The 15,184-nt window shown below is 64.5% G+C and carries 19 protein-coding genes, 2 tRNA genes and 1 other annotated feature; of the genes, 11 read left to right on the top strand and 10 right to left on the bottom strand.

The window, feature by feature from the left end:
- Position 1: 1 nt before the first annotated feature.
- Positions 2–1,498: a SulP family inorganic anion transporter gene (locus ACFXP9_RS12005; protein WP_397210238.1), complete on the bottom strand. Its 1,497-nt coding sequence runs from the start codon at positions 1,496–1,498 to the stop codon at positions 2–4.
- A gap of 60 nt (positions 1,499–1,558) precedes the next feature.
- Positions 1,559–1,614, bottom strand: a sequence feature (sul1 is cis-regulatory element that is thought to sense ions involved in sulfur or methionine metabolism; They are found in Alphaproteobacteria).
- Between ACFXP9_RS12005 and ACFXP9_RS12000 the strand changes: the two genes are divergently transcribed.
- Positions 1,614–1,787 (top strand): hypothetical protein, encoded by a 174-nt coding sequence (locus ACFXP9_RS12000; RefSeq protein WP_397205201.1) that lies wholly within the window; start codon positions 1,614–1,616, stop codon positions 1,785–1,787. Its footprint overlaps the feature before it by 1 nt.
- Positions 1,788–1,813: 26 nt before the next feature.
- Here ACFXP9_RS12000 and ACFXP9_RS11995 read toward each other — a convergent pair.
- The 3 genes from ACFXP9_RS11995 to ACFXP9_RS11985 form a co-directional block, all read right to left on the bottom strand.
- Positions 1,814–1,890 (bottom strand) — tRNA-Arg (locus ACFXP9_RS11995).
- Positions 1,891–1,934: 44 nt separating this feature from the next.
- A complete protein-coding gene (locus tag ACFXP9_RS11990) occupies positions 1,935–2,402 on the bottom strand; it encodes a GNAT family N-acetyltransferase (RefSeq protein WP_397205203.1) in 468 nt (155 codons plus the stop codon).
- Positions 2,403–2,421: 19 nt separating this feature from the next.
- Complete coding sequence (locus tag ACFXP9_RS11985; RefSeq protein WP_397205205.1) at positions 2,422–2,733, bottom strand: ETC complex I subunit; 312 nt, start codon at positions 2,731–2,733, stop codon at positions 2,422–2,424.
- Positions 2,734–2,888: 155 nt separating this feature from the next.
- Between ACFXP9_RS11985 and ACFXP9_RS11980 the strand changes: the two genes are divergently transcribed.
- The 6 genes from ACFXP9_RS11980 to ACFXP9_RS11955 all read left to right on the top strand — a co-directional run bounded on the left by ACFXP9_RS11980 (position 2,889) and on the right by ACFXP9_RS11955 (position 9,104).
- Positions 2,889–3,419 carry a superoxide dismutase family protein gene (locus ACFXP9_RS11980; protein WP_397205207.1) on the top strand — a complete coding sequence of 177 codons (531 nt, stop codon included), beginning with the start codon at positions 2,889–2,891 and terminating at the stop codon, positions 3,417–3,419.
- A gap of 128 nt (positions 3,420–3,547) precedes the next feature.
- Positions 3,548–5,734 carry an excinuclease ABC subunit UvrB gene (gene uvrB, locus ACFXP9_RS11975; protein WP_397205209.1) on the top strand — a complete coding sequence of 729 codons (2,187 nt, stop codon included), beginning with the start codon at positions 3,548–3,550 and terminating at the stop codon, positions 5,732–5,734.
- Between the two features lie 84 nt (positions 5,735–5,818).
- Entirely contained in the window at positions 5,819–6,301 is a 483-nt protein-coding gene (locus ACFXP9_RS11970) for an SspB family protein (RefSeq protein ID WP_397205211.1), read from the top strand.
- A gap of 63 nt (positions 6,302–6,364) precedes the next feature.
- Positions 6,365–6,916: a class I SAM-dependent methyltransferase gene (locus ACFXP9_RS11965; RefSeq protein WP_397205213.1), complete on the top strand. Its 552-nt coding sequence runs from the start codon at positions 6,365–6,367 to the stop codon at positions 6,914–6,916.
- A 141-nt stretch (positions 6,917–7,057) separates the two neighbouring features.
- Complete coding sequence (gene fumC, locus ACFXP9_RS11960) at positions 7,058–8,452, top strand: class II fumarate hydratase (protein ID WP_397205215.1); 1,395 nt, start codon at positions 7,058–7,060, stop codon at positions 8,450–8,452.
- 178 nt (positions 8,453–8,630) lie between these two features.
- On the top strand, positions 8,631–9,104 hold the full coding sequence (locus ACFXP9_RS11955; protein ID WP_397205779.1) for a DUF2867 domain-containing protein: 474 nt from the start codon (positions 8,631–8,633) through the stop codon (positions 9,102–9,104).
- On the opposite strand, the gene ACFXP9_RS11950 is transcribed toward ACFXP9_RS11955, so the two are convergent.
- Positions 9,063–9,731 carry a ZinT family metal-binding protein gene (locus ACFXP9_RS11950; RefSeq protein ID WP_397205217.1) on the bottom strand — a complete coding sequence of 223 codons (669 nt, stop codon included), beginning with the start codon at positions 9,729–9,731 and terminating at the stop codon, positions 9,063–9,065. The two genes, ACFXP9_RS11955 and ACFXP9_RS11950, sit on opposite strands and share 42 nt — an antisense overlap.
- Positions 9,732–9,858: 127 nt before the next feature.
- Between ACFXP9_RS11950 and ACFXP9_RS11945 the strand changes: the two genes are divergently transcribed.
- A complete protein-coding gene (locus tag ACFXP9_RS11945; protein ID WP_397205219.1) occupies positions 9,859–10,038 on the top strand; it encodes a DUF4169 family protein in 180 nt (59 codons plus the stop codon).
- A complete protein-coding gene (locus tag ACFXP9_RS11940) occupies positions 10,031–10,261 on the top strand; it encodes a ribbon-helix-helix domain-containing protein (RefSeq protein WP_397205221.1) in 231 nt (76 codons plus the stop codon). The genes ACFXP9_RS11945 and ACFXP9_RS11940 overlap by 8 nt, the downstream gene beginning before the upstream one ends.
- A 103-nt stretch (positions 10,262–10,364) precedes the next feature.
- Here ACFXP9_RS11940 and olsA read toward each other — a convergent pair whose 3' ends face one another.
- The 3 genes from olsA to ACFXP9_RS11925 all read right to left on the bottom strand — a co-directional run bounded on the left by olsA (position 10,365) and on the right by ACFXP9_RS11925 (position 12,355).
- Positions 10,365–11,252, bottom strand: a complete 888-nt coding sequence (olsA, locus tag ACFXP9_RS11935; RefSeq protein ID WP_397205223.1) for a lyso-ornithine lipid O-acyltransferase — start codon at positions 11,250–11,252, stop codon at positions 10,365–10,367.
- Entirely contained in the window at positions 11,245–12,030 is a 786-nt protein-coding gene (gene olsB / locus ACFXP9_RS11930) for an L-ornithine N(alpha)-acyltransferase (protein WP_397205225.1), read from the bottom strand. The genes olsA and olsB overlap by 8 nt, the downstream gene beginning before the upstream one ends.
- 145 nt (positions 12,031–12,175) lie before the next feature.
- Positions 12,176–12,355, bottom strand: a complete 180-nt coding sequence (locus ACFXP9_RS11925; protein WP_397205227.1) for a DUF3553 domain-containing protein — start codon at positions 12,353–12,355, stop codon at positions 12,176–12,178.
- A 39-nt stretch (positions 12,356–12,394) separates the two neighbouring features.
- Here ACFXP9_RS11925 and ACFXP9_RS11920 point away from each other — a divergent pair, with 39 nt between their 5' ends.
- Positions 12,395–13,021, top strand: coding sequence for a histidine phosphotransferase family protein (locus ACFXP9_RS11920; RefSeq protein ID WP_397205229.1), 627 nt, complete (start codon positions 12,395–12,397; stop codon positions 13,019–13,021).
- Positions 13,022–13,078: 57 nt separating this feature from the next.
- On the opposite strand, the gene ACFXP9_RS11915 is transcribed toward ACFXP9_RS11920, so the two are convergent.
- Positions 13,079–14,341, bottom strand: a complete 1,263-nt coding sequence (locus ACFXP9_RS11915) for a glutamate-5-semialdehyde dehydrogenase (RefSeq protein WP_397205231.1) — start codon at positions 14,339–14,341, stop codon at positions 13,079–13,081.
- Positions 14,342–14,438: 97 nt separating this feature from the next.
- Between ACFXP9_RS11915 and ACFXP9_RS11910 the strand changes: the two genes are divergently transcribed.
- Positions 14,439–14,921 carry a LysE family translocator gene (locus ACFXP9_RS11910; RefSeq protein ID WP_397205233.1) on the top strand — a complete coding sequence of 161 codons (483 nt, stop codon included), beginning with the start codon at positions 14,439–14,441 and terminating at the stop codon, positions 14,919–14,921.
- 83 nt (positions 14,922–15,004) lie between these two features.
- Here the strand turns inward: ACFXP9_RS11910 and ACFXP9_RS11905 are convergent.
- Positions 15,005–15,081, bottom strand: a tRNA-Asp gene (locus ACFXP9_RS11905).
- Positions 15,082–15,184 lie beyond the last annotated feature (103 nt).

Here is a 15,184-nt window from a genome sequence, read left to right as displayed (position 1 = left end):
CTTAATGGCCGGATGGCAGGTCCGGCGCATCGGGCCGGTCATGCAGCGCCAGCCGGTCCATCAGTGTCTCGGACGCCGCGTTCATGCCGGTGATACTGACCCCGGCGCCGTCGCGGCGAAAGCGCAGAACCGCGGAATCCAGCGCCTGAACCGCGGAAATATCCCAGATATGCGCCCGGCTGACGTCGATGGTGACACGCTCGACCGCTTCGCGGAAATCGAAGGCCTTCATCAGATCCTCGACCGAGGCGTAAAAGATCTGACCCTGAATGCGATAGGTGCGGTGCCGGCCATCCCCGGACAGGTCGGACGTGACGCGAAAGAAGGTGGCGATCTTGGCAGCAAAGAAGCTGCCCGACAGCAGCACCCCGGCCAGCACCCCGATGGCAAGGTTATGGGTCCAGACCACCGTCACCACGGTGGCCAGCATCACCACCGATGACGACAGCGGATGGTGGCGCAGATTACCGACCGAGGACCACGAAAACGTCCCCACCGACACCATGATCATGATCGCCACCAGCGCCGGCATCGGAATGATGCGCACCAGATCGGACAGAAACACCACCAGCACCAGCAGCACCGCCCCGGCGACAAAGGTCGACAACCGCCCGCGCCCGCCTGATTTGACGTTGATCATCGACTGCCCGATCATGGCACAGCCCGCCATGCCGCCAATAAACCCGGTCGCGGCATTGGCCACCCCCTGCCCGATGCATTCCTGATCGCGGCTGGAGGCAGTGTCGGTCAGCTCGTCCACCAGATTTTGCGTCATCAGGCTTTCCAGCAGCCCGACCACCGCCACCGCGACCGAATAAGGCAGGATGATGCGCAGCGTGTCCAGATTCAGCGGCACCTCGGGGATCAGAAACACCGGCAGCGTATCGGGCAGCGCGCCCATATCGCCAACCGTGCGCACATCCCACCCGGTCAGCCAGACCACCAGCGTCAGGATCACGATCGTCACCAGCGGCGAGGGCACCGCCCGCGTCAGCAGCGGAAACAGATAGATGATCGCCAACCCCGCCGCCACCAGCGCATAGGTCAGCAGGCCGACCCGTGCCGGGTCCAGCTCGGGCAATTGGGCGATAAAGATCAGGATGGCCAGCGCGTTGACAAAGCCGGTCATCACCGATTTCGACACAAAGCGCATCAACCGCCCCAGCCGCAGCATCCCGGCGCCGATCTGGATCAGCCCGGCCAGCACGGTCGCCGCCAGCAGGTATTGCAGCCCGTGATCGCGCACCAGCGTCACCATCAGCACCGCCGTCGCCGCCGTCGCCGCCGTCGCCGCCGAGATCATCCCCGGTCGCCCGCCGACAAAAGCGGTGATCACCGCAATCGAGAACGAGGCATAAAGCCCGACCTTCGGGTCAACCCCGGCAATGATGGAAAAGGCAATCGCTTCGGGGATCAGCGCCAGCGCCACCACCAGCCCCGATAACAGGTCAGGCCGGATATTGCCGAACCACTCTTCGCGGTAATTCTGTGAGATCATAAGCGTTCCAAGGCTGCGCCGTCAGGGGTCCGCAGGGCGGCCGGCGCGCAAACAGGCAAGGTTTGTCCGGCGGATCGGCGGCCGGAAGAGCCACCCGGAATTTCACCGGGTCCAGATGGATGGCCGCTGGTTAGCGACAGTTTGCCGCAATGCCAACCCCGCAATCGCCAAAAGGCACAGCAATGCCGGGCAGATCAGCCGTCACGGCACGCTGCCGGAAACAACGGGGGAAGAGGAACAGAACAGAGTATCACCCGCCGAAGCTGATACAAAAATGGCAGAAAACTGAATAAAAACAATGGCCGAAATGCTGGTTGGCGATCCCACGAGGACTCGAACCCCGAACCTGCCGATTAGAAGTCGGCTGCTCTATCCAGTTGAGCTATGGGACCGCTGCCCCTGATCTGCCGTCCCCCGCCCCGAAAGGCAAGGGCCGTCAGGTCTGCGGAGGCAATTCCAGCGTCATGAACACGCTGTTGGGGTCGGGGCCATAGCCTTTGAAGGGCGGGCATTCGTCAAAGCCCGCGCGCCGATACAGGCCCCGCGCCGCGACAAAGGTCGGCTGGATGCCGGTTTCCAGACTGATGCGCGCCAATCCCGCCTTGCGGGCATGGCCGATCAGGTGGTCCAGCATCTGGCGCGACAGGCCACGGCCCCGGTCCTCGGCCAGAACATGCATGGATTTGATCTCGGCATGGGCGGGTTCGATGGTTTTCAGCGCCCCCATCGCCACCGGCCTGTCGCCATCGCGCATGACGAAAAACGCGATCTGCGGGGCCTCCAGTTCCTCGCGCGGCATCATGTGGATGGAGTCCGGCGGCGTGTCGGCGTGCATATCGGCGGTGTGACGCTGAAACAGCAGCGTCAGATCGTCCCCCAGCGGCGATTCCTGCGCAATGCGCACCGCATCCTGCCCCACCGCGTCAATGCGTCCAGGGCGCGCGGCGGTCGGTGGCAAAGTTTTCGCCATAGCCGCGCGGGCGGATGTTCGGCGCGCGGCTATGGCCCTGAACGACCTGATAATCCAGACCTTTTTCGCGGGCATAAGCCTCGGCCGCCTCGCGGGTGTCAAAGCGCAGGCGCACCTGGCTTTGGGTGTCGTCGCTGCTGGTCCAGCCCATCAGCGGGTCGATGCGGCGGGCATCGGCCTGCGGGAAATCCAGAATCCATCCTTTGGTCTTGGCGGTCCCCGACTGCATGGCATTGCGGGCGGGCTGATAGATACGGGCGCGCATGACGGCTTTCCTTGTCAGACTGGCTGATGCGTTATCGCCAAACATCACGGGTATTTCAAGCATGTTTCAAGCGCTTGTGACCCGCCGGGACTAGGCCTTTGCGGCCCCGGCGCGCATAAGATTGATGATCATTTCAGTCATTCAGGAGATAAAAGATGACCAAACTGACCATTTTCGCCATGGCCGCCACCCTGATCGCCGGTCCCGTGCTGGCCCATGGCGGCGAAGATCATTCCGCCGATCACACCCCGAAAATGATGGCCGTTCTGAAAAACCCCGAGGGTCAGGAGGTCGGCACCGTCACCGCCGACCCGACCGCATCGGGGGTGATGCATGTGGTGATCGACGTCCACAGCCTGCCGCAGGGCGTTCAGGCCATCCACATCCACGAAACCGGGGCCTGCGCGCCCGATTTCAAGGCCTCGGGCGGGCATCTGACCGGCGGGAAGGAACATGGCATCCTGTCGGAAAACGGGCCTCATGCCGGCGATATGCCAAACCTGCACATCCCCGAAAACGGCAAGCTGACGGTGGAATATTTCGTCCCCGCCCTGACCGAGGAGATGATCATGGATCAGGATGGTTCGGCCGTGATCATCCATGCCGGGGCCGATGATTATGCCAGCCACCCCGCTGGCCATGCCGGCGACCGCTCGGCCTGTGGTGTGTTCGAAGCCACGAAATAACCGCCCCCATGTCGAAAGGCCGCGCCCTGTCGCGGCCTTTCCGCCGCCTGCGCGGCTTTGCCCTTGCAATGCGCCGGCCTGCGCCCACATAACGGAACAAAGCCGAAACTGACTTGCAGGGGGACGCCATGGGTCACAACAACACCAACGCCCCGGTGATGCGCTTTTCCGAGGTGACCCGCCCCAAGCTGGAAGGCGGCAAACGCTTTGTGATGCACAGCCAGTTCGCCCCCGCAGGCGACCAGCCCACCGCCATCACGGAACTGGCGCAGGGCGTGCGGGACGGCGAACGCGATCAGGTGCTGCTTGGCGCGACCGGCACCGGCAAGACCTTTACCATGGCCAAGGTGATCGAGGAAACCCAGCGCCCCGCCATCATCCTTGCCCCGAACAAGACACTGGCCGCGCAATTATACGGCGAATTCAAGGGCTTCTTTCCCGATAACGCGGTCGAATATTTCGTCAGCTATTATGACTATTACCAGCCCGAGGCCTATGTCCCGCGCTCGGACACCTATATCGAGAAGGAATCGCAGATCAACGAGGCCATCGACCGGATGCGCCACAGCGCCACGCGCGCGCTTCTGGAACGCGATGATGTGATCATCGTGGCCTCGGTATCCTGCATCTATGGCATCGGCTCGGTCGAGACCTATTCCGCGATGACGCAGGACATGGTCGTCGGCCAAAGCTATGACCAGCGCGACTTTCTGGGGCAGCTGGTGGCGCAGCAATACAAGCGGCTGGACACGCATTTCATCCGTGGCAGTTTCCGCGTCCGTGGCGACGTGGTCGAGGTCTGGCCCGCCCACCTGGAAGACCGGGCATGGCGGTTCGATTTCTTTGGCAACGATCTGGAAAGCATCACCGAATTCGACCCGCTGACCGGCGCAAAGGAAGGCGATTACAAACAGATCCGCATCTATGCCAACAGCCATTATGTCACCCCGCGCCCGACCCTTCAGCAGGCCACCAAGGGCATCAAGGCCGAGCTGCAACAGCGGCTGGCGCAGCTGAATGATGAGGGCAAGCTGCTGGAGGCGCAGCGGCTGGAACAGCGCACGAATTTCGACCTCGAAATGCTGGAGGCCACCGGCGTCTGCAACGGGATCGAGAATTATTCCCGCTATCTGACCGGTCGCGCCCCCGGCGAGCCGCCCCCCACCCTGTTCGAATTCATTCCCGATAACGCCATTGTTTTCGCGGACGAATCGCATGTCAGCGTGCCCCAGATCGGCGGCATGTACAGGGGCGACTATCGCCGCAAATTCACGCTGGCCGAACACGGGTTCCGCCTGCCAAGCTGTATGGATAACCGGCCGCTGAAATTCGAGGAATGGGACGCCATGCGCCCGCAATCGGTTTTCGTCAGCGCCACCCCCGCCCAATGGGAAATGGATCAGGCGGGCGGCGTGTTCACTGAACAGATCATCCGCCCGACCGGCCTTCTGGACCCGCAGGTCGAAATCCGCCCGGTCGAGATGCAGGTCGACGACCTGCTGGACGAAATCCGCAAGGTCAGCGCCGCAGGGTATCGCACGCTGGCCACCGTGCTGACCAAGCGCATGGCCGAGGATCTGACCGAATATCTGCACGAACAGGGTGTGCGCGTGCGCTATATGCACAGCGATATCGACACGATCGAACGGATCGAGATTTTGCGCGACCTGCGTCTTGGGGCGTTTGACGTGCTGGTCGGCATTAACCTGCTGCGCGAGGGGCTGGATATTCCCGAATGCGGGCTGGTGGCAATTCTGGATGCCGACAAAGAGGGCTTTCTGCGGTCGGAGACCAGCCTGATCCAGACCATTGGCCGCGCGGCGCGCAATGCCGATGGCCGGGTGATCATGTATGCCGACCGCATCACCGGCAGCATGGAACGCGCCATGGCCGAGACCGAGCGTCGCCGCCAGAAACAGACGGCCTATAACGAAGAACACGGCATCACCCCGCAAACCGTGCGCAAGAATGTCGATGACGTTCTGGCCGGGCTGTGGCAGGGCGACACCGATCAGGCGCGCATTACAACCAAAGTTGATAAGCCGATGGTTGGCGCCAATCTGGCCGCCCATCTGGACGCCCTGCGCGCGCAGATGCGCAAAGCCGCCGAAAACCTTGAATTCGAAGAGGCCGCGCGCCTGCGCGACGAGGTCAAGCGGCTTGAGGCGGTCGAACTGGCGGTGGCAGATGACCCGCTGGCCCGGCAATCGGCCATTGACGAGGCGGTCGAGACCGCCACCAGGGCCGGCGGCCGGTCCACGGCGGGCCGCGCCGGTCAGCGCGGCGGCAACAAGCGCAGCAAGCGCCGCCGCTGACACCGCCCCTTTTCTTTGCCCGCGTTTTGCCTATTGTGACGGCCAAAGGCCCCGGCGCGGGCAGCACAGACAAGAGGTTCGGGAATGACCGGTCAGATCGACTATGGCGGGATGATGCACCGCGCGATGCAGGGGCTGATCGCGGATGTGCTGACCGTGATCGCCGATGGTGGCCTGCCCGGCGCGCATCACTTTTATATCACCTTCGACACCCGCCAGCCCGGCGTGGAAATGTCGGACTGGCTGCGCGAACGCTATCCCGAGGATATGACCATCGTCATCCAGCATTGGTTCGACGCGCTGACGGTGCGCCCGGACGGGTTCGGCATTACGCTGAATTTCGGCAACAGCCCGGAACGGCTGGAAATTCCCTTTGACGCGCTGCGCACCTTTGTCGACCCCTCGGTCGAATTCGGCCTGCGCTTTGACAGCCAGCCCGACCCCGAGGATGACCCCGACCCCGAGGCCGACACCCCGCCCGAGACCGGGGGCGAGGCCGGGGCCGAAGCCGACAGCGACGCCCCCGCAGGGGCCGAGGTCGTCAGCCTGGATCAGTGGCGCAGATAGGCGGTCACATTCCTGTCACGACACGGACATAAGACGGTCGGGTCACTGATACCGGAGATGTCCATGTCCGACCTGTCGCTGTTTTTCGGCCAGTTCCTGCGCAAACCCGCACAGATCCGCGCCATCGCCCCGACCTCGCGCGTGTGCGCCACTGAAATGGCGCGGCTGATCGGGCCTGACACCGGCCCCGTCGCTGAAATCGGCGCCGGAACCGGCACCATCACCCAAGGCATCCTGCGGCAGGGCCTGCGCCCCGAAAACCTTGAGCTTTACGAACTGAACGCCGCCTTTTGCGCCCATCTGCGCCAGCGCTTTCCACGCTGCACCGTGCATAACCTGCCCGCGCAGGAAATGGTCAATGTCGGGCGCAAGGGGCTGGAGGCCGTGATCTCGGGCGTGCCGACCCTGCCAATGCCTTACGAATTACAGGCCGCCATTGTCGGCGCGGCGCTGAAAATGCTGCGCCCCGGTGCGCCCTTTGTCCAGATCACCTATGGCACCGTGCCGCCGCTGTCGGAACGTGTGCGCCGCGATTTCGGCCTGACCCATACCCGCAGCCGCCGTATCTGGGCCAACCTGCCCCCGGCGCAGGTCTATACCTTTCGCCAGCAGTGACGGGGGCGGGCCGTTGGCGCTAACCTGTTGGGACAAGGCGGCAATCGCCCCGCATGATTATTGCCAAGCCCTGCCCCGCCGCCTAAAACGCGGGGCAGGACGCGCCCCCATGGCGGGGCATCTTGGCGCAAGGAGGCCTGTATGACCGCGACCCGCACCGAAACCGACAGCTTCGGCCCGCTCGAAGTTCCCGCCGATAAATACTGGGGCGCGCAGACCCAGCGGTCGATCCAGAACTTTCCCATCGGCTGGGAACGTCAGCCGGTCGCGATCATCCGCGCCCTGGGTGCGATCAAGCTGGCCGCCGCGCGCATCAACATGGCCGAGGGCAAGCTGGACGAAAAACGCGGCCGCGCCATGGAACAGGCCGCGACCGAGGTGTTCGAGGGCAAGTTCGACGACAACTTCCCGCTGGTCGTCTGGCAGACCGGGTCCGGCACCCAGTCGAACATGAATGCCAACGAGGTCATCAGCAACCGCGCGATCGAGATTCTGGGGGGCGAAAAGGGTTCGAAAGACCCGGTTCACCCCAATGACCATGTGAATATGGGGCAATCCTCGAACGACACATTCCCGACCGCGATGCATGTCGCCATCGGCATGGTGGCGCGTGACGTGCTGCTGCCCGGTCTGGAAAAGCTGCACAAAGCACTGGCCGCGAAATCGGATGAATTTCGCGACATCATCAAGATTGGCCGCACCCATACGCAGGATGCCACGCCGCTGACGCTGGGTCAGGAATTTTCCGGCTATGCCCATCAGGTCGCCAAGGGGATCGAGCGGGTGAAAGCCTGCCTGCCCGATATTTACGAACTGGCGCAGGGCGGCACCGCCGTTGGCACCGGGCTGAACACGAAAAAGGGCTGGGACACTGCGGTGGCCTCGGAAATCGCCAGCATCACCGACCTGCCCTTCGTCACCGCCCCCAACAAGTTCGAGGCACTGGCCGCGCATGACGCCATGGTGATGTTCTCGGGCGCGCTGAAAACCGTTGCGGCCAGCCTGTTCAAGATCGCCAATGACCTGCGCCTGCTGGGGTCTGGCCCGCGCTCCGGTCTGGGGGAACTGATCCTGCCGGAAAACGAACCCGGTTCCTCGATCATGCCGGGCAAGGTCAACCCGACCCAGGCCGAGGCCCTGACCATGGTCTGCGCCCATGTCATGGGCAATGACGCCGCGGTCGGTTTTGCCGGCTCTCAGGGGCATTTCGAACTGAACGTCTATAACCCGATGATGTCCTATAACGTGCTGCAATCCATGCAGCTTTTGGGCGATGCTGCGGGGTCGTTTACTGACAACATGGTCGCGGGCACGCAGGCCAACACGGCGCGCATCGAAAAGCTGATGAAGGAAAGCCTGATGCTGGTCACCGCACTGGCCCCCACCATCGGTTATGACAATGCCACCAAAGTGGCGAAAACCGCGCATAAGAACGGCACCACGCTGAAGCAAGAGGCCGTGGGTCTGGGCTTCGTCACCGAGGAAGAGTTCGACCGCATCGTCCGCCCCGAGGATATGATCGGGCCGAAAGACTGATCCCGACACACCCTGAAAACGCGCCTTCGGGCGCGTTTTTCATTTCTGCCATCACGGCAGAAGGGCGCATGACCATGGTCTGTCCGGGCGACCCCGCCGTCCGGGTTCTGGCCGCGCCTGACAGTCTGGATAATTACGACAGCCAAAGCATCAGATTTGCCGGGTTTCATGACCCCGTATTCGTCAGCAACAGCGTTATGGCGCATCCACAGCCCCCGCTGCGTCTGACCTTCCGGCTGCGCGACGCCATTTCCGCAGGTTTCGGGGTCAGGCGGATCGGCGGTTTCAGCGGTCGCCACGCGAATATGTTCAGGCGGGCGACCGGCTGGATTTCTTTCTGGTCGATTATCGCGATGGCAACAGTCCGGTGCTGACCGGCAGGGACCGGCATCCTGACGTGATGACCTGCATGTCGACACAGGCGGACCGGGTGGCCATCACATCTTCGGTTCAGGTCCATCACAGGTTCAGGCGCCGTTATATGCTGCCGGTCGGAATCGCGCATCGCCTACTGGTGGGCAATGTGTTGCGTCGCTTTGCGTCGGGCCTTGCCCGGCCCGCCAGCCGACAGGGCGCATCGCAAACGCGCCCTGCAATTGCCTGCCGCGCCTTAATGCGCCAGCATTTCCTGAACCACCTGCTGCGCGCTTAGCGCAGCCGGATAATAGGTCGGCCAGTTGGTCAGCTCCTCAAGAATGGCGGCACGGTCATCGCCCCAATACAGGTGGTAATGCCCCACCTTTTCCGGTGCGATATGGTGATCGCTGAACTGGATAAAGGCCGGGGCGGCCTCATCACCTGCGACCTTTTTAAAGATGAACCGGACCCCGCGATTGCCCTTGGGATAGGTCAGCACCTCGAACCCGTCATCGGCATATTGCCCGGTCACCGCGCCGTCCTTGCGCGCAAAGGTCACCTGATCGCCGGCAATGGTGATGCGGTCGACATCGGTCTTGTAGCCAATGCCATAATAATCGCGATATTCCTGCGCGGTCTTGTCGCCATGTTCGGCCTTATGCGCCATCACCGGGTCCAGCGTGCCATCGACCAGAAACGGATAGACCGACTGCCATTCCCCTTCCCAGTCCGACAGCGCGCGCGGGGCGATCTGGCTGTCCTCGAAATAGCCCTTGGCGATCTCGGCCTGCGCCGGGCTGTGATCGTGGTCGTGGGCGGCATGGTCATGATCGTGCCTGGCCTCGGCCATGGCAGGCGCGCTCAGCGCCAGCCCGGCGGCAAAGGCCAGCGCGACAGTGGGGGCGAAAAACATCTTGCTCATCGTGGTTCCTCATTGCACCGGGCCGCAACGGGCGACCCAAGGGGTTTGTTATACTATAACAATCAAGGATGCCACGCCCCGCAGATCGGCCATTCCCACAGCCCGCGATTGCGGCTATGCTGGCGCCATGACCCAGATCACCAACCTGACCCGGTTTCGCAAACAAAAGGCCCGCACTGACAAGCGCCGGAAAGGCGATGAAAACGCCGCCCGCTTTGGCCTTGGCCGGGCGCAGAAACAGCTTCAGGAAAAGACCGCCGAACAGGCCCGTCACCACCTTGACCAGCACAGGCGCGACGATGATTGACCTGCCCCCCATGTCGGTCCCGGTCAAACGCTCGGTCACTATTGACGGGCACCGCACATCGGTCAGCCTTGAAGATGAATTCTGGACCCAGCTGCGCCAGATCGCCAGCCGCCGGTCCATGTCGCTTGGCGCGCTGATCGCGGCCATCGACCATGGCCGCCCGCCTCAGGTAGGGCTGGCCACGGCACTGCGGCTGTTCGTGCTGGACACATTGCGGCGCTGATCAGGGCGGTTGCCGCAGCGGCGGCGCGTGGCCTTTCATCCTGGCCCAAATATCCCCGCCGGAGGACCGGCCCAACCACCCAATGCCCACGCCCCCGACGGCGTTACCCCGTCACAGCCCCCGTCACAGCGCCCGCCAGCCCGCTGCGCACGGCGGCCTCGGTCTGCGCGGCCAGCGTCTTGCGGGTCTGCCCGGCGACCGCGACCGGCGGATGCAGCACCACCCGCACCTGCCCCTGCCGGGGCGCGGCCAGCACCGCCAGCAGGCTTGGCCCCAGATCCATATCGCCCCACCAGCCGTAAAACCGCGCATCCTGCCCCTTGGGCGCGTGATAGCACACGCTTAGCGGCTGAATCGCCAGATCGGCGGGCAAGGCCGGGTCCAGAAAGCCCTGAAACAGCGTCGGCTTGAAGGGCAGGACGCGATGGCCATCGGTGCTGGTGCCCTCGGGGAAGAATAACAGCCGGTGCCCGGCCTCGACCCGCGCGGCAAATTCCGCCGCCTGCTGACGCGCCAGCCGGGGATCGCGGCGCACGAAATGGGTGTCGGTCACGCGGGTCAGGATGTTGATGCCGGGCCAGCCCGCGACCTCGGCCTTGGCGACGAAAAACACCGGCAGGGCCGCGTTCATCACGAAAATATCCAGCCAGCTGGCGTGATTGGCGACCACCGCGCCGGGGCCGCGCAAAGGCTGGCCGACGCGCTGCCAGCGCAGCCCGATCAGCCACAGCGCCACCCGGCACACCATCTGGACATAAGGCCCGGTCAGCGGCCGGCGCCTGCCCGCGACCAGGGATTCCAACCCCCGCAGCGGCAGGATCAACAACACGCACAGCATCAGCCAGGATGCCAGCGCCGTCCCGCGCAGCGCCACCCGCAGCCAGCCAGACAGGCCGGGGCGCGCCAGAACCGGCGGTTCCGCCCCGCGCCAGGTCGCCGTGCCGCGCCCGGCGCGCGGATCGTCGCGACGCGGGCCGGTGCCGTCAGCCATTCTGATGGCGGTTTTCGTAATACCGCTTGTGCTTGGCCGACATTGCCGTGGTGTCCATCAGCAAAAACACGTCGGTGGTGTTGAAGGCGCGGTCGATAAACGCCCCCTCGCCAACCATGCCGCCAAGGCGCAGATAGGCCTTTATCAGCGCCGGCATCCCGACCATCGCCGCGCGCCGGTCCAGTGCCCCGGGGGCGATCATATCCATCGCGGCAAAGCCCGCGGGGCGGGCCACGGGGCGGATCGCCTCGGGGGCCAGGTGGTGGTGATGCAGCCAGGCCAGCGGTTGGGCCAGCGCCTGCGTGTCGGTGCCGTGGAACGAGGCCACGCCGAACAGCAATTCCACCCCCAGATCCAGAACGTAATCGGCCAGCGCATTCCACAGAAGGAACATCGCTGAACCGCCCCGGTAATCGGGATGCACGCAGGACCGGCCCAGTTCCAGCAGCGACCGCCCACAGGCGCGCAGCCGCGACAGGTCATATTCCTCGTCGCAATAAAATCGGCCAAATTCCGCAGCGCGCGCGCCGGGTAACAGCCGGTAAACCCCGACCACATGGTCCAGATCGGCGCTGGACCGGCGGGTGTCGATCAACACAAGGTGATCGACGACATCGTCGAATTCATCCCGTTCCAGCCGCGCCTGATGGTCGACCAGCGGGCCGTCAGCCCCCAGTTCCTCGACAAAGACGCGGTAACGCAACCTTTGGGCCGCTGCCAGATCCTCGGGCGAGGTCGCGATGCAGATGCGGAAATAGGACGGATCGGTCGTGGTCAATGGCAGGCCCTTGTTTCCGGTGGTTTCGCACTGTCTAGGCAAAGCGGCCCGTTATTGCAACTGCGGCGGGCGGGCGGGAAATCCGCCTGCGCCCGGTTGACTATCGCATAGGTTGTATTACCCTGCCCCAAACCGTGAAGGAGGATCAGCCCTTGTCCAGCGCCACCAGTTCCAGCGCCACCTTTGTGCCGTCGATCACCTGCTTGCCCGCCTGGGTAAAGTTGACGGTGATGCGGTTGCCAATGCGCGATTGCACCTGCCCATCGCCCCAATCGGGCGCTGCGGGGTGGCGCACGATCATGCCGGGTTCCAGAAAATCGTTCATGGCGGCCCCTGTTCTGCTGCCGGCACAAGGTAAAGCGGCATGAGCGGCGCGGCAAGTCAGCCCGCCCCCGATGCGACGATGCTGGCGGGGTTGATCGGCTCCCGGTTGTGTCACGATCTGGTGTCGCCGCTGGGGGCCATCGGCAACGGCGTGGAATTGCTGGAAATGGCCGGTCTGCCGGGGCTGAAGGACAGCCCGGAAATGGCCCTGATCGCGGACAGCCTGCGCGCGGCGCGGGCGCGGGTGCAGATCTTTCGCATCGCTTTCGGGCAGGCCGCCGGCGATCAGCGCATGTCCGGCGCCCAGATCCGCCACGCGCTGGACGATCTGCAAACCGACAGCCGCCTGCGGGTCGAGCTGTCCGACCCCGCCGACCTGCCCCGGTCCGAGGTGCGCATCCTGATTCTGGCACTGCTGTGCCTGCAAGACGCCATGCCCTGGGGCGGGCGGGTGCTGGCGGCCCGCAGCGGCCCGCGCTGGCGGCTGGTGGCCGAGGCCGAGCGGATGAAGCCCGATACCGGCCTGTGGCGCTGGCTTGACGCCACGCCCGAGGCCGCCTGCCGCCCGTCCGAGGTGCAGTTCCCGCTGCTGGCCGCCGCGCTGGCCGGGGCCGGGCGCCGGGCCGTGGTCGAGCTGGATGACAAGGGGGCCGAGCTGACGCTGTAACGCAAAGCCCCCGCGCGACTGCGCGGGGGCCAGCCGGTTTGCGGTCGCGGCGGCGGATCAGGCCCGCACCGTCCCATCGCCGGTGACCAGATATTTGAAACTGGTCAGTTGCTGCGCCCCGACCGGCCCGCGCGCGTGCATCTTGCCGGTGGCAATGCCGATTTCCGCCCCCATCCCGAATTCGCCGCCATCGGCAAACTGGGTCGAGGCATTGCGCATCAGGATCGCGCTGTCGAGGCGCTGGAAAAACCGCTGCGCGGTGGCGTCGTTTTCGGTCAGGATGGCCTCGGTATGGCCGGACCCATAGCGGCGGATATGCGCGATGGCGTCATCGACCCCATCGACCAGCCGCACGGCAATGATGCTGTCCAGATATTCGCGCCCGAAATCGTCAGGCTGCGCCGGGACGGTGCCTGCAATATCGGCCAGCCCGTCCCCGGCGCGGACCTCGACCCCGGCGTCCAGAAGGTCGCGGATCAGCACATCGCCGTGACGCTGGAAAAAGCCGCGGTCGATCAGCAGGCATTCCGCCGCGCCGCAAATGCCGGTGCGCCGGGTCTTGGCGTTCAGCACCACGCGTCGGGCCTTGTCCAGATCGGCATCGGCATCGGCATAGACGTGGCAGACCCCTTCCAGATGGGCAAAGACCGGCACGCGGGCCTCGGCCTGAACCAGACCGACCAGCCCCTTGCCGCCGCGCGGGATGATCACGTCGATCAGCCCCTGCGCGCGCAGCATTGCCGCCACCGCCGCGCGGTCGCGGGTGGGCACGATCTGAATCGCGGCCTCGGGCAGGCCGGCGGCGCGCAGCCCTTCGGTCATGCAGGCATGAATGGCGGTGCTGGAATGGATGCTGTCGGACCCGCCGCGCAGGATCACGGCATTGCCCGCCTTCAGCGCCAGCCCGCCCGCATCGGCGGTGACATTGGGGCGGCTTTCATAGATCACCCCGATCACCCCCAACGGCGTGGCGACGCGCTGGATATGCAGCCCCGTGGGCTGGTCCCATTCGGCCAGCACCCGGCCCACCGGATCGGGCTGTGCCGCAATGGCGCGCAGCCCGTCGGCAATGGCGGCAATGCGCCCCGCATCCAGCCGCAGCCGGTCGATCATCGCCTCTGACAGCCCCTTGTCGCGGGCATAGGCCAGATCCCGTTCATTCGCCGCGATGATCTGATCGCTGCGCGCCAGCAGCGCCTGCGCCGCCGCATTCAGCGCCGCGTCCTTGCTGGCGGCGGGCGCAAAGGCAAGGTCCGCCGCTGCCGCGCGCGCAGCATGGCCCATGGTGTCGATCAGCGTTGCTGCATCCATATCGCTCATTGCCTTGTCCCCTTGTGAATGAAACGCCCGATTCTGCGGCGCTGTAACCCCCGGCTTATGCCACGTTCGCGATATGTTGCAAATGAATGGCGAAACGATGATCGCGCTGCTGATATTTCTGATCCCACTGGCCTATAGCCCCGGTCCGGGGAACCTGACCTTTGCGGCAAATGGCGCGCGCTTTGGCGTGACCGGTCTGATCCCCGCGCTGGCCGGATACAGCCTTGCGACCCTGGCTGTGACGGTTTTGCTGGCGCAGGCTTCGGGCGCGGCCCTGACGGGCCTGCCGGGAAGTGCCGGGCTGATCCAGATCGCGGGGGCGCTGTGGGTGCTGCGGATCGCATGGGGCTTCTGGACGGCGGGGGCGGCCGGGGCCGCACCGGCCCGCGCGATCGGCTTTTGTGACGGTGTTTTGCTGTTGCTGCTGAACCCCAAAGCCTGGGCCATCATCGCATTGATGCTGACACAGTTTTCCAGCCGTCTTTCACCGGTGACCATCAGCGTCATCTTCACCCTGAACAATCTGGTGGCTTTCCTGATCCGGGCAAGCGCCGGACATGCCTTGCTGCGATCTTTTTAAATCCGGCCATGGCCCGGCAGATGAATCGCGTTTTCGCGGCCTGCATGGCGCTGATTGCGGTCTGGATGATGACAGGGTGAAAATGGCGCGGTTGACGGGGCTCGAACCCGCGACCCCCGGCGTGACAGGCCGGTACTCTAACCAACTGAGCTACAACCGCGCTTTTCATGACGATTTTGGCTGGTGATGGCGCGGTTGACGGGGCTCGAACCCGCGACCCCCGGCGTGACAGGCCGGTACTCTAACCAACTGAGCTACAACCG

The organism is Paracoccus jiaweipingae (assembly GCF_044335505.1).
Classification (GTDB): domain Bacteria; phylum Pseudomonadota; class Alphaproteobacteria; order Rhodobacterales; family Rhodobacteraceae; genus Paracoccus.
The sequence above is the reverse complement of the archived record's forward strand: the minus strand, read 5'-3'. Positions and strand labels throughout refer to the sequence as shown.

Excerpts from the sequence above, each read along its gene's own strand:
- ACFXP9_RS11945 (WP_397205219.1), top strand. The coding sequence starts at position 9,859 with ATGACCCAGATCACCAACCTGACCCGGTTTCGCAAACAAAAGGCCCGC.
- ACFXP9_RS11985 (WP_397205205.1), bottom strand. The coding sequence starts at position 2,733 with ATGCGCGCCCGTATCTATCAGCCCGCCCGCAATGCCATGCAGTCGGGG.
- ACFXP9_RS11940 (WP_397205221.1), top strand. The coding sequence starts at position 10,031 with ATGATTGACCTGCCCCCCATGTCGGTCCCGGTCAAACGCTCGGTCACT.
- ACFXP9_RS11915 (WP_397205231.1), bottom strand. The coding sequence starts at position 14,341 with ATGAGCGATATGGATGCAGCAACGCTGATCGACACCATGGGCCATGCT.
- ACFXP9_RS11970 (WP_397205211.1), top strand. The coding sequence starts at position 5,819 with ATGACCGGTCAGATCGACTATGGCGGGATGATGCACCGCGCGATGCAG.
- olsA (WP_397205223.1), bottom strand. The coding sequence starts at position 11,252 with ATGGCTGACGGCACCGGCCCGCGTCGCGACGATCCGCGCGCCGGGCGC.
- ACFXP9_RS12005 (WP_397210238.1), bottom strand. The coding sequence starts at position 1,498 with ATGATCTCACAGAATTACCGCGAAGAGTGGTTCGGCAATATCCGGCCT.
- ACFXP9_RS11910 (WP_397205233.1), top strand. The coding sequence starts at position 14,439 with ATGATCGCGCTGCTGATATTTCTGATCCCACTGGCCTATAGCCCCGGT.
- ACFXP9_RS11980 (WP_397205207.1), top strand. The coding sequence starts at position 2,889 with ATGACCAAACTGACCATTTTCGCCATGGCCGCCACCCTGATCGCCGGT.
- ACFXP9_RS11965 (WP_397205213.1), top strand. The coding sequence starts at position 6,365 with ATGTCCGACCTGTCGCTGTTTTTCGGCCAGTTCCTGCGCAAACCCGCA.
- ACFXP9_RS11950 (WP_397205217.1), bottom strand. The coding sequence starts at position 9,731 with ATGAGCAAGATGTTTTTCGCCCCCACTGTCGCGCTGGCCTTTGCCGCC.
- fumC (WP_397205215.1), top strand. The coding sequence starts at position 7,058 with ATGACCGCGACCCGCACCGAAACCGACAGCTTCGGCCCGCTCGAAGTT.
- uvrB (WP_397205209.1), top strand. The coding sequence starts at position 3,548 with ATGGGTCACAACAACACCAACGCCCCGGTGATGCGCTTTTCCGAGGTG.
- ACFXP9_RS11920 (WP_397205229.1), top strand. The coding sequence starts at position 12,395 with ATGAGCGGCGCGGCAAGTCAGCCCGCCCCCGATGCGACGATGCTGGCG.
- ACFXP9_RS12000 (WP_397205201.1), top strand. The coding sequence starts at position 1,614 with ATGGATGGCCGCTGGTTAGCGACAGTTTGCCGCAATGCCAACCCCGCA.
- ACFXP9_RS11925 (WP_397205227.1), bottom strand. The coding sequence starts at position 12,355 with ATGAACGATTTTCTGGAACCCGGCATGATCGTGCGCCACCCCGCAGCG.